The organism is Rothia sp. P100, assembly GCF_023712425.1.
In the GTDB taxonomy this organism is placed as follows: domain Bacteria; phylum Actinomycetota; class Actinomycetes; order Actinomycetales; family Micrococcaceae; genus Rothia; species Rothia endophytica.
Window position 1 is genome coordinate 659,196 of sequence record NZ_JAMAYG010000001.1, and the last position, 12,516, is coordinate 671,711.

At 55.2% G+C, this 12,516-nt stretch carries 12 protein-coding genes; 2 read left to right on the forward strand and 10 right to left on the reverse strand.

Features of this window, described 5'->3' with window-relative positions; genetic code table 11:
* Positions 1-453: 453 nt before the first annotated feature.
* The 10 genes from ccsB to M3668_RS03090 all read right to left on the reverse strand — a co-directional run bounded on the left by ccsB (position 454) and on the right by M3668_RS03090 (position 10,226).
* Entirely contained in the window at positions 454-1,536 is a 1,083-nt protein-coding gene (ccsB, locus tag M3668_RS03045) for a c-type cytochrome biogenesis protein CcsB (protein ID WP_251379327.1), read from the reverse strand.
* Between the two features lie 65 nt (positions 1,537-1,601).
* Positions 1,602-3,197 (reverse strand): cytochrome c biogenesis protein ResB, encoded by a 1,596-nt coding sequence (resB, locus tag M3668_RS03050; protein WP_251379328.1) that lies wholly within the window; start codon positions 3,195-3,197, stop codon positions 1,602-1,604.
* A 32-nt stretch (positions 3,198-3,229) separates the two neighbouring features.
* Complete coding sequence (locus M3668_RS03055) at positions 3,230-3,982, reverse strand: cytochrome c biogenesis CcdA family protein (RefSeq protein ID WP_251379329.1); 753 nt, start codon at positions 3,980-3,982, stop codon at positions 3,230-3,232.
* Entirely contained in the window at positions 3,975-4,583 is a 609-nt protein-coding gene (locus M3668_RS03060) for a TlpA family protein disulfide reductase (protein ID WP_251379330.1), read from the reverse strand. Before M3668_RS03060 ends, M3668_RS03055 begins: the two co-directional genes overlap by 8 nt.
* A 52-nt stretch (positions 4,584-4,635) precedes the next feature.
* Positions 4,636-5,325, reverse strand: a complete 690-nt coding sequence (locus M3668_RS03065; RefSeq protein WP_251379331.1) for a histidine phosphatase family protein — start codon at positions 5,323-5,325, stop codon at positions 4,636-4,638.
* A gap of 75 nt (positions 5,326-5,400) precedes the next feature.
* Positions 5,401-5,655 (reverse strand): glutaredoxin family protein, encoded by a 255-nt coding sequence (locus M3668_RS03070; protein ID WP_251379332.1) that lies wholly within the window; start codon positions 5,653-5,655, stop codon positions 5,401-5,403.
* 73 nt (positions 5,656-5,728) lie between these two features.
* A complete protein-coding gene (locus M3668_RS03075) occupies positions 5,729-5,827 on the reverse strand; it encodes a 30S ribosomal protein bS22 (protein ID WP_005504750.1) in 99 nt (32 codons plus the stop codon).
* A 259-nt stretch (positions 5,828-6,086) separates the two neighbouring features.
* A complete protein-coding gene (locus M3668_RS03080; protein WP_251379333.1) occupies positions 6,087-7,973 on the reverse strand; it encodes a FadR/GntR family transcriptional regulator in 1,887 nt (628 codons plus the stop codon).
* A gap of 46 nt (positions 7,974-8,019) precedes the next feature.
* Positions 8,020-8,901, reverse strand: coding sequence for an ArsR/SmtB family transcription factor (locus tag M3668_RS03085; protein WP_251379334.1), 882 nt, complete (start codon positions 8,899-8,901; stop codon positions 8,020-8,022).
* A gap of 116 nt (positions 8,902-9,017) precedes the next feature.
* Positions 9,018-10,226, reverse strand: a complete 1,209-nt coding sequence (locus M3668_RS03090) for an acetoin utilization protein AcuC (protein ID WP_425570001.1) — start codon at positions 10,224-10,226, stop codon at positions 9,018-9,020.
* 132 nt (positions 10,227-10,358) lie between these two features.
* Between M3668_RS03090 and M3668_RS03095 the strand changes: the two genes are divergently transcribed.
* Both M3668_RS03095 and M3668_RS03100 read left to right on the forward strand, forming a co-directional pair.
* Positions 10,359-11,813, forward strand: a complete 1,455-nt coding sequence (locus tag M3668_RS03095; RefSeq protein ID WP_251379335.1) for a TrkH family potassium uptake protein — start codon at positions 10,359-10,361, stop codon at positions 11,811-11,813.
* The gene (locus tag M3668_RS03100) at positions 11,806-12,483 is read left to right on the forward strand and encodes a potassium channel family protein (RefSeq protein WP_251379336.1); all 678 of its coding nucleotides are present in this window, start codon (positions 11,806-11,808) and stop codon (positions 12,481-12,483) included. Before M3668_RS03095 ends, M3668_RS03100 begins: the two co-directional genes overlap by 8 nt.
* Positions 12,484-12,516 lie beyond the last annotated feature (33 nt).

Genomic DNA, 12,516 nt, shown 5'->3' on the forward strand with positions numbered 1-12,516 from the left:
TTTTCTGTCCTTATGCAACGATGGCAGCCTAAAATGCTGCCCGTCTTGAAGAACTGGGCTTTGGCAGGCTCAAAGACGGTTCACTCTACCCGTCGCTCTCCAAGCTTGAGGACGCTGGCGCCGTCACCGCTGAATAGATTGAAGGCACCGGAGGCCCAGCACCTCGTGAATACAGCATCACGCCCAAGGGACGTGCCCGGCTGGCCCGAGAACGCGCCAGTCTCTCCTCTCTGGCATTGGCGCTAGGGCAACCCGCCCATCTCGCCGAGGGGGTGCTGCTTGGTCTCTTTGTTCTCATCATCCTGGCGCTTGAGGCCAAGGCCTCTTGGGCAACCTACCGCAGTAGCCGCCAGGCACTCGCCCCAGATACCTAAGCCGATCTCAGGCCGAAAGAATACCCGCTGACCTCACCAAAGGTCAGCGGGTATTTACTGTTCTAGTAAGCGCTAGCGCCTATAGACCTGAGTAAGAATGCATGCCAGAGAAGTAAACGTTCACCACCGTGAAGTTGAAAATAATGCAGAGATAACCCACGATAGACAGCCAGGCTGAGGGAGGGCCGGACCAACCGCGGGTGGCGCGGGCGTGCAGGTAGGCTGCGTAGACCACCCAGATGATGAAGGTCCATACTTCCTTGGTGTCCCAACCCCAGTAGCGTCCCCAAGCCTTTTCAGCCCAGATAGCACCGGCGGCCAGGGTGAAGGTCCACATCACAAAGCCAACAGCGTTGAGGCGGAACGCAAAATTCTCCAGGGCAGTGGAAGAGGGGATCAGCCGCATAAAGCCAAGTCGGGTGAGCTGAGTGCTCTGGTCAGCAATAATCTGACGTTCGCGTGAGGTCTGCACCAGCTGCAGAATTGCCATAGCAAAGGTGATGGTAAAGATTGCTGATGCCAGCACCGCAATCGACACGTGAATCACCAGCCAGTAGGACTGCAACGCGGGCTTGAGTTGACCCACGGGCGTTGGGAAACCGATGGTCGCTGCGGTCATCATGGTCAGCGTCAGACCCGAAACCAGCACACCCACAAAGCGTAAATCACGGAACGTGAGGGCAATCAGGTAGACCAGGACGACCAAGAAAGCGCCGGTGGTGCAGAACTCGTACATATTGCCCCAGGGCACACGGTTAGCGGCAAGAGCACGGCTCAGCACACCCGCACAGTGAATAGCAGCACCCAACCCCAGGATCACCACAGCGGCGCGGGCAGCCGGGCGGCGGGCACCGGTGTAGCGCATATCTGCATCGGCTACGTGGGCCTCAATTTTCTTGGCTGCTGAGCGCTTATAGCTCATTCCTCGTTCGCCGGTCCCCTGCTCGATACCGCTGATACGAGCAGACTTTGCGGAGCCTGAAAGTGCACCTGCGCCCACCAGCTCACGTTCCCTAACCTGTGTCTCTTCAAGGCGTAGAGTGGTGCGGGAGTTAGAGGCGATGTCCCAGGCGAAGGAGATAAATGCAACCATGTAGGTAACGGCGGCGAGGTACATGAAAAGCTCGCTCCATTGGGCAAGGTTTTCGCTAATTTCAGGCATAGTCACTCATTTCGTTGGGGAGGCAGGCAGTGGACGCCGGTGCGCTGTGAGCAGGGTGGTTTAGTTTATGCTTCATCAAATTCTAACCCCCATGCAGATGCAAAAAGGTCAGTCAAGCGGTTGGCTTCGTCCGCAAGTCGCGGGTCTTCACCGCGAGCGAGCAGGGCATATTCAACGGTGAGTACGCGGTCGGCGCCTTCGCCACTGCTGAAAGCGCGCACCCAGACGCGGCGGCGTACTACGAAAAGGGAGATAATAAGGCCGATGAAGAGCAGGATAAAGGAGACCAGCGCGATGGGGCGCCCCGGGTCGGAGCGGATTTCAAGGCCCACATACCGTTTGACGCCCAGCATTTCAATGGTGCCGTGACCTTCAGGGAGTTGTACCGATGGTTTAGAGCCATCGAGCACAATACCGTTGCCCTTAGCCATGGTGTTGAGGTCTTCTAGGCTGTCAACATCAAGCACATAAACATTCTGTGGAACTCCGTCGTCAAGCCCCAGGTCACCGGTGTAAGACTGGAGCACCAGCATGGGGTTGTAGAGATCAGAGTCAATAGAGGTGGGTGCACCGTACTCGGTTTCACCGGTAGGCAGGAACATTCCCACGAAACCCAGTTGACCGGGGTGAGCATCCGGTACCTTGAGCACAATGGAGGAAAGATAGCTCATGCCAGAGGTCAACCCCACAACGGGCCCCTCATAGGCGATGCTGCCATCATCATTGGTTACACGAACAATGGGGGCATACCCGTTGCCCAAGAGGTAAATACTGGTGCCCTCAATATAGATAGGCTCATTCACCTTCAGGGTTTCAGTGCTACTTTCGCCTTTGCTGTCCGTCAAGGTCATTTCAGCAGTGTAGTCAATGTCGTCCCCGTAGGTGGGTGACCCTTGCTGACGGTCGTAGGCAACTTCAAAGCTATCTAGGGTCGCTGAGTAGGGGTTGAGCCAGTCAGGGTTGTAATTGGTGCCGGGGTCAAAGGAGTCATAACTAATGAGGGAGTTAACGAAGGTTTCGCCCTCGACCACTACTTTTTGCCCGCTGTAACCAAAGAGGGAGCCCGCGCCGAAGGCCACCAGCACACCGATCATAGCCACGTGGAAGAGGATGTTACCGAACTCCCGCAGGTAACCGCGTTCAGCACCCACGCTCAAGACACCGGGAGCATCTTCACGGGTTTCTACGCGGTAGCCACGCTTCTTGAGCACCGCCGCAGCGTCGTCGATAGCCCTTTTTGCATCTAGATTTCCAGCACCTGCTGGGATTGTCAGGGTTCGGTGCTGGGGTAGTCTGCCAAAATTCTTGGGAGTTCTGGCAGGAGGCGTTTTCATGGAGCGGTAGTGTTTTGCCGCTCGGGGTAGCACACAGCCAATCAGTGATATGAAAAGGAGGAGGTAAATGGAGGCAAACCACACGGAAGAGAAGACATCAAAGAGCTGGAGAAAATCAGCAATCGGCCCCCAGGTAGGGTGCGCTTCGATGTAGTCGTTGACCTTGGTGGGATCTTGAATGCGCTGCGGAAAGATGGAGCCGGGTACAGCCGCAATAGCGAGCAACAAGAGCAAGAAGAGCGCAGTGTTCATCTTGGTCAGCTGGGTCCATGCCCAGCGGAGCATTTCGAGAGGCCCGAGCGCTACAGCGTCTTTAGTATCAGCCATGGTTTCCTTGGAGCGTAAGTGAAATGTGAAGTTTAGATGGGCAGTTCATAGACTGGCATTGTGGCCTGGAACCAGGACATCATGCTGGTCCATGCCCCGGTAGCTATGAGAACGCCGATGATGATGAGCATGAGCCCGCCTAGCCGCTGCAGGGTTAGCTTATGTTTGCGCAACCAGCCCAGGGTGTTCACTCCCCTACTAACTGCAAGGGCAACTAACAAGAAGGGCACTCCAAGACCCAAGCAATACGCTAGGGTGAGCGCAATCGCCTTGGTGTTATCAGAACCACCGGTGTAGACAAGTGTCTGAACAGCGGCAAAAGTGGGGCCGATGCAAGGTGCCCAGCCCAGCCCGAAGGTGATGCCTAGGATAGGCGCTCCCCAGAGCCCGGCGGGCGGTCTTTTCTCAATCTTTCGGTCGCGCTGAAAGAAATTGAAGCGGCCCATAAAGACCAGGCCCATGAGAATGACCAATAGCCCCAGCACCAGATTCACCCAGCTCTGGCCTCGCAGCCAGGGAGCGGCTCCCAGCTGAGCCAATACCACTGACATCAGCACAAAAATAAAGGAGAACCCCAACACGAAGAGCCCGATACCGGTTACGGTACGGGCTGTACGGGCTCGCGGGCTCATCTCAGCGCCAGAAAGACCACTCACGTACCCCAAGTACCCGGGGACCAGAGGCAGGACGCAGGGAGAAGCGAAAGACACCAGCCCGGCAAGCGCTGCAATGGGCAGGGCCAACCAGAGCGAACCGTCTAGAACGATGTCCCCGACGTTAGGCATTCGCCTGCTCTTCAAGAATGGTGCGCAAGATCGAGGGATCGATCTGCCCCAGGATGCGTGCAGCAACCCTACCCTGAGCGTCCAGAACTACGGTGGTGGGTACGGCCTGGGCCGGCACATACTTGCTCAAGCCGAGAAGCACCTTGCCGTTGAGGTCCCGGTAAGAAGGGTATTCAACTCCGAAGTTCTTTTCGAAGGCTTCAGCCGTACCCTTTTCATCCCGCACATTAGCCCCCAGGAAGGTGATCTTATCGCCGAAAGTTTGGTGCAAAGAATTGAGTTCCGGGGCCTCAATACGACAAGGAGCGCACCCTGCATACCAGAAGTTCAGCATTACGGGCTTGCCGCGCAAGCTTGCTGCGCTCAGGGTACTGCCATCAAAGAGCTCGTTTTCGAACTCAACCGGTTCTCCGCGCTCAGCCTCAGCGTATTCGGTGACGCTGCCATCGCCCGCGATATATCCTTTAGAGTCTCCTGCATTAGCCTGAGCAGCCAGTGAATCTTCATCAGCTGAGCAAGCGGTCAGCAAAGCTGCGCCGCCCAAAAGGCCCAGGCTTAGTGCCTGTTTACGGCTGAAACGCGGTGAGATCGGTGAAGGCATGGTGCGGTGCTCTCTTCAGTGAAACTAGACGATGTATTTAGCCAAAGCTCTATTATGACCCGGGTAGCTGAATGACACCTGAGTACAACTCAGCGGCAGGCTCAGAGTAGGTCAGACGCGGTGTGCCTGGGCTGAAAATATCATCAAAGTGCAAAGAAGTAATAGACGCCAGATTGGTCTGACGCTTGCGGGGATCATGGGGCAAAAACCCACCCTCAACAGAGGTACGCGCCATCCAAATAGGTAGCTGGTGAGACACAATAATCGCCTCAGCACCGGCTCCACCCTTCTCATAAGCGGTGCGGGCGGCATCCTTAATAGCTTCGACCATACGGGTCATTTGCTGGCGGTAGGGCTCACCCCAGGAAGGACGCAGGGGGTTGAGCAGGTGCGGCCAGTGGGCAGGGTGCTTTAGCAGTTCGTCCTTGGTGACGTGCAGACCCTCAAAATAATTGTCAGCCTCAATAACACGCTCATCATGTACCGCGGTCAAACCCAGCAACTCTTCGATGGGGGCAGCTGATTCTTGAGTGCGAGTCAATGGAGAGCAGACCAGATGCACAATATTGGCACCGGCATCAGCACGGCGCTTAAACTCTTCGGCTGAAAGCCGCACCATCCTCTGCCCAGCCTCTGACAGGTGGTAACCCGGCAACCTACCGTAGACAATGCGCTGGGGGTTGTGAACCTCACCGTGGCGCATGAGATGAACGGTTACCGGTGCTTTTTCTGAGGAAGTCATCACACCAGTGTCTCAAAGATAAGGCGCCGGTGCCAGCGGCGACGTCCTCATCACTACTCCCGTCTCCAGCAGGTTTCAGGCTGCCAGTTTCTTTTCCAGTAGCTTAGTCAGGCGGCGAGCATTAACCTGCCAAAAGTCTTTGACTTCCCCGTCGATGAGCAAGACCGGGATTTCATTCTTATGCCGTTCAAAAAGCTGGGGATCATTTTCAATATTAGTTTCGGTAAAGCTCAGCCCGAAGCGGGCGGCAGCTTCACCCGTCGTCTGCCGCGCAGCTTCGCAGAGGTGGCAGCCGGGCTTGGTTAACAGTTCAATCGTGGGAGTGGCCATAGGACCACTGTAGCGTTAGGTGCTAAAACAGCGCGAGCCCCGCACAAACTGTGCGGGGCTCGCGGTGAAGAATTTACTTCTTGTTGCGACGCTGGTGGCGAGTCTTGCGAAGAAGTTTACGGTGCTTCTTCTTAGACATACGCTTGCGGCGCTTCTTGATAACTGAACCCATCGGATTCACCTCACTTATTAAATAGTGGTCGATACCCGGCCGAACGATGCTCGCGCACGGCAAGCCTTTCGGTAGCTATCCGGGCGTTATACCGGTATAAACGCTCCAATACACGCTATTTTGGGCATACATAACCCTAGCGCGTGAAAAAACGCTCTTCAGTCAAGAGTACAGGGTATGCCCACATTTCGCGCATTGTTCACCTGCGAATGAGAGCATTTTCTCGTTTTGAGAGGCTAAAATCACTGCCGGCGCAGAGCTAGCGTTTACGGCTCTTTTGCCTCTTTTTCTTCATCGGGTGCCGGTTTGCTCCCCCTTGGGGCGGGTTTGCGGTCTGTGCCAGTTCAAATTCAGCAGTGTTCCTACCGGTATCGGATGCAGACGCCATCTCCTCCGCATGCTGGGATGAGCTAGTAGGGTTTTCCTCTAAAACTTCGTACCCTTCTGGCACGGTGTGCTCGTCAGCCTGGCCGGCTTCGGAGGCTGGGAGCTCTTTGGCCGGCTGTGGTTTTCGACGTCCTGCGGAAAGAAAACCAAAGTATTCCCTGACCGCAAAATGCTTTCTGCCTGGAGTAGGAGTCTCGGGGTGGAGCCGATTCTTGGGTTTGGATTCGTGAGTTTGATGGTGTTCGCTTGATTCCGCTTCTTCTTGGGTTGCTTCCTGCTGATTCTCTGCCTCTTGGGGCTGTGCAGACAGAGCAGCCAGCCTTAGCTCTTCTGCACGCAGTTTAGCTTCAAGCTCCTGAGACAGCGCTTCCCTCTCCAGTTCAGCCCGCTGTTGGGTCTGACGCTCGGCCTCCTGTTCAGCCAACCTTTTTTCTTCTGCCGCCTGAGCCTGCGCGCGTTCACGGGCTTCCTGCCGTTTTTGAGCGGCAGCGGCCAGGCGGGCTTTTGCCGCCGACTGGGCACGTTCAATGCGGTTCAGCTCATCTTGCTGATCAGCTAGCACGCGATAAGCGGGAGCGCTTGCCGCTGCCTGCCCCTCATCTTGGTGACCTCCCTCTTCGCGGGTAGCAAGAGGTTGCCGGACCGGGGGTGTGATGATGGTTGCGTGAACTACAGGGCTCACTGTGCCCTTGCGGCGGCGCGTTGCGCTCCCCGTGGGAACAGCCCTCAGCACGGTAGGTGGTTGCGGGGCAGAGTTCTCCAGAGTTTCTGGTAGTGAACTAGTCGATGTAGTCTGAGGCTCAGATACGAAATCTGCTCTAGGTTTAGGTTCCTGACGAGCTTCCTGTGCTGCCTGACCGTCCGGGAAGCCCTCTGGCTTTTCTTCGCGGAACTCGGGCAAGGTCTGTTGCTTATCGCGGTCAGCTTCTCTGGGCTGAATATTCTGTAAAGCATCAAAGAGTCCGGGGGTAATGGGGCCACCCCATTGTTCAGGGACTAAGTCTTGATCTTCAATATCCACCGGCACCAGGTTACTGCTCAGAGTCTGCCCCTCAGAGGTTGGCGCTTCAAAATCTAAGGGGACCTGGGCTTCAGCAAATCGCTCTTTGAGGTTAGCGATGAGCAAGGTGCGGGCCAGGGCCGGGTCTTCGGATTTTACGGCATCAAGAATTGCGCGGTATTCCATGCGCAGACGCGTCGCCGTGGCACTCCACAACGGCACCTGCGATACCAGATCGAATCTCGCTTCTATCATGGAGTCCCTCATCGTAGCCAGTAACGCTGAGATAAGGGTATTGCCAGAAAGCTGACCGAGTTGAATGTGAAAATCTGCCTCAAGATCGTGGAAATCGCTCAGGCTGGTCGCCGGATCTGACATCCTTTGCAGGATTCTCTCTAGCTCAGGGTAGGCCGCCTGGTGTGCTGGAGTTGTTGAAACAGCATGTGACTCCAACAGCAGACAGGTCTGAAAGAGATCCCGCTGGGGTGAAACAGAGCTAGCTAGAGAAAGACCGATAGCCGGCCCTGCCGAGACTGCCGGTTCGCGCAATAATTCGCTCAGAATGGTTTTGCGTTTACCCACGTAAAGGCGCAGCAGACCAATCTCTTCGCAGTGCTTGAGGCTCTCACGGATCTGATATTGGCTAAGACCGATAACGCGAGCTAGCTCCCTATCATCGGGGAGTTGATCCCCAAGGTGGAGGGTACGTGAAATCAGTTCGCTCTCGATCCAGTCGAGTAACTTCTGATGTTTAGGCATGTTTCGGGGTTATTTCTCTGCTGAGGGTGAGTGAGGGGGAAAGTGTTTAGCGCGAACGGCGGCGCAGACGCGTTAGTTTTGCAAAGAGCCCACGTTCATCGGTGTCATCTTGGGGCACGGCTAGCTTATCCTCAGCATAGAGAGGCGGGGTGTGCTCTTGCCTCTGAGCTACTTCTTGGTCTTCAATCTCAGCGGGCGCTGAGACCTCTACGGTGTTTACCGATAAAAGCTCTTGGGGGTCTTCGGAAGCTGCAGAAACAGTCTCTGTTTCTGCCACTGAAGGTGAGGTGGGGCGAGCGTCTGCGGTGGCAGAGGGGGTAAAAGGAGTAAAGGGGGTGAAGGTAATCGCCGGGGAAGAAAGCTGCGACCCCTGAGGATGCGAGGCATCGAGGTCTGCTACTTCGGGCACATCTGCTTCTACAGACTCAAGCAACTCAGCAGGTTCGGCAGTTTCAGCAGGTTCGGCAGTTTCAGCAGGTTCCTTAACTTCGGTCTGTTCCACAACCTCCTCGGTAAGCTGGGGTTGCACCGAATTTTCTGGTTTGTCCTTCTCTTCCACCGATTCAGCAGGCTTGTTTAGACTATCTTCTGGCTCTACCGATTGCTCCCCGGTAGCAGGGAGCGGGGGGCGTTGCACGTCGTCCTGTGCCGCAGATGGCGGCGGCACCAAAGATGTTAACCAGTCGGTAACCCGCTCAAGGGGCTGGGGTACCAAAGAATAAAAACGCTTTTGCCCAACAGCTTCGGTCTCCACCAGCCCAGCAGTGCGCAGAACTTTAAGGTGTTTTGATACGGTAGGTTGGCTGATACCCAACTCCTCAACCAACTCACCCACGGAGAGTCTCTCGATGGCTAAAAACTCTAAAATATGGCGCCGTGTGGGGTCAGCAATGACAGCAAAAAGATCGTCCTTCATGCCCATCATCATATACACATATATAGCCCTACTTACATATTGTCGCTACCATATTTCAGGTTTGTACCAAATACTCAGACAGGACTCAATTTTCTTGGAAAATATCCGACGGGCTATATATAGGCTGACTAGTCATACCAAGGATCGAGGCCCCATAGCGGAAAAACTTCTTTGCGGGTCGCCATGATGGTGCGATCGGTATCGTCGCCCGGGTCAAAGCCTATTTCCCAGGAGCGCCACCATAAATCAACGGGGTCACCCATAGCAGCCGGAACTTTCGTTCCGTAGGTTTCAAGCATGTACTTCTGCCAGGACGCAGGGGTGGGCTGATAGACATCCAGAGGCTGCCCGGCGGCAACCGCCATCAGATGGGTCCATGAGCGAGGCACCGCGTCGTATACCGAGTAACCACCTCCGCCAGTAGCGATCCAACGGCCCTCGCACAGTTCATCAGCCAGCAAGGAAATCTGAGCCGCAATTTCCTGCTGAGCGTTGATGCTAATGCTCATGTGGGACATCTCATCATTCATATGCGTATCGCAACCGTGCTGACTCAAAATCACTTCTGGTTGGAACTCCCGCAAAAGGCTGGGAACCACAGCGTTAAAAGCGCGCAGCCACCCCGAATCGGTAGTGGTAGGTGGCATGGCAATATTCACTGCCGTTCCAGCGGCTTCACCCTCCGGACCTACCTCGTTGGAAAAACCTGTGCCAGGGAAGAGGGACATTCCCGTTTCATGAATGGAGATGGTCATGACGCGTGGGTCATCCCAAAAAATGCTCTGTGTGCCATCGCCGTGGTGGGCGTCCACATCAATATAGACCACGCGCGAAACACCCTGCTCTAACAAGTGGCTAATACCCACTGCGCAGTCGTTGTAGATGCAGAAGCCACTGGCGTGGTCGCGGGAGGCGTGGTGCATACCCCCGCCAAAATTAACCGCGTGCTTAACCTTGCCATCCAAAATTGCTTGAGCCGCCTGAAAAGTTCCGCCCGCTAAGCGAGCACTAGCCTCGTGGACTCCCTCGTAGCCGGGGGTGTCTTCGGTGCCCAAACCGCAACTAGCGATGACCAATGATGGGTCAGCGCTAATCTTCTGCACGGCGTCGATGTAGGGGTAGTCATGCGCCAGCATAAGCTGTTGAACGCTGGCGATTTCTGGCTTTTCGAGTTGAACCTGAGGCAGGTCAAAAATCCCTAAATCTTTAGCGAGGGATGCAGTGGCATCCAGCCTACTGGGATGCATAGGGTGGTAGTCCCCAAAAAAATAGTTGGCCATGGCGGGGCTCCACAGCACGCGCACATCAGTGGGCTTCAATCGTTCAATGGCCGCCATTGGCTCTACCCCCTATAGGTAAGTTGGGTCACAAATACCATTAAACACAATAAAACTCGTAACCGTTGATGCGACGGTTTTATGACACGCAGACTACGCTTAGAAGCGATGAGCTATGAAGGAGGTAAGAAGATGTCCACACCACAGCAGGAAGAGCTCAAGAAGCAACCTCAGTTCGTTCGAGAGGGTAAGGAATCGCGGTACTCAGCCGGGATTAGGCTGTTGATCCAGCGTTTTGAGAGCCTACGCGACCTGATAGACCGGGTCGTGGGGTCTTCGTCCTCCCGTACCGCAATAACAGCTTTCATACTCGTCATCACTTTTTTCTCAATCATGCTCTCTTTGCCCATCGCTTCTCAGGATGGGCACCGGGTAGAGCTTCAGCACGCCGTATTCACTGCGACCAGCGCCGTGACCGTCACCGGCCTTACTACGGTATCCACCGCTGAACAGTGGACCTTCTTCGGACAACTCATGATCCTGCTGGGATCCCAAATTGGCGGGCTGGGCACCCTGACACTGACCTCAATCCTGGCGCTCGCTGTTGGTAGAAAATTAGGGTTGCGGTCAAGAATCATCACGCAGGAGTCAATGAATATAGGGCGACTGGGTGAAGTAGGCTCCGTGCTGCGCACTGTTGCCGTTACCTCAATCGTTATTGAGGGCACCATTGCGCTGGTCTTAATACCCCGATTTCTCCTGCTGGGTGAGTCGCTGGGTCAAGGTGTTTGGCACGGCATCTTCTACGCCGTCTCTTCCTTCAATAACGCCGGATTCACCCCTCACTCAGACGGAATTGTGCCCTACGGTCATGACTTGTGGATTCTTATACCCATCTCTCTTGGCGTCGTTATCGGCTCGGTGGGCTTCCCCGTCATTCTGGTCCTCCAACAAAACCTGGTAGTTTTTAGCCGATGGAACCTCAACGCCAAACTCACCGTCATCGGCACCCTGGTACTCTTTGTGGCCGGCTCCTTCGCCTGGGGAGCATTGGAATGGAACAACAACAAAACCATTGGCGAACTGAGCGTCGCCGACAAGGTTCTGAACGCAACCTTTGCCTCCATCATGACGCGCTCCGGTGGCTTCAACCTCGTTGATATGAACGATATCACCCCGGTCACCGCGCTACTGACCGACCTGCTGATGTTTATCGGGGGCGGCTCAGCATCCACTGCCGGTGGCATCAAAATCACCACTATTACTGTGGTCTTCCTCGCCATTCTGGCAGAGGCCCGCGGCGATCAGTTTGTGGTTGCCTTCGGAAGAACCATCCCGGACACCGTTCTACGTATCGCTATTTCGGTCATTATGATGAGCGCAACCTTCGTCTTCATCGGCACAGCAGCAATTATGCTCATGAGTGGAGCATCACTTCAACGTTCACTGTTCGAGGTAATTTCGGCCTACGCAACCTGCGGCCTGTCCACCGGACTCTCAGCCGAGTTACCTCAAAGCGGTGTATACCTACTCTCCATCCTCATGCTCATCGGCCGCGTCGGCACCATCACCGTTGCGACGGGGCTTGCCATGCGTTCTCGCCGCAGGCTCTACAAGTTCCCAGAAGAGAGGCCCATCATTGGCTAGAAAAGACCCTCAGCGCTCTCACCGCGCCCCCGTGCTCGTTATCGGGCTTGGGCGCTTTGGTACAGCCACAGCAGTGCAACTTGTACGCCAGAACCAAGAGGTTCTCGCTATAGAAAAAGACCCCGCCCTCGTGCAAAAGTGGTCCGGGGACCTGACCCATATTGTTGAGGCTGACGCCACTGACATGAATGCCCTGAGACAGCTGGGGGCGCACGAGTTCACCGCCGCAGTAGTTGGCGTCGGCACCTCGGTGGAAGCTTCTGTTTTGATTACCGCAAACCTGGTGGATCTAGGCATTGAACGGATCTGGGCTAAGGCCATAACACCCTCTCACGGGAAAATCCTCTCCCGTATCGGTGCACACAAGGTGGTCTACCCTGAGTCGGATGCTGGCGCTCGTGTTGCCCACCTTCTCTCAGGAAGACTGCTAGATTTCATCGAATTAGATGATGATTTTGCCATCGTCAAAATGTACCCACCCAAGGAGACTCATGGGTTCACCCTGGCAGAATCTGATGTGCGTTCTAAATACGGCGTGACCATTGTGGGGGTCAAATCTCCCGGTGAAGAAATTACCTACGCGACCCCCGAAACCCGCGTCTCATCACGGGATTTGTTGATTGTTTCTGGTCAGGTTGATCTGATTGAGCGCTTTGCATCAAGACCCTAATTGGGCTCTATGAGGCTTATTCACAAGTCCCAC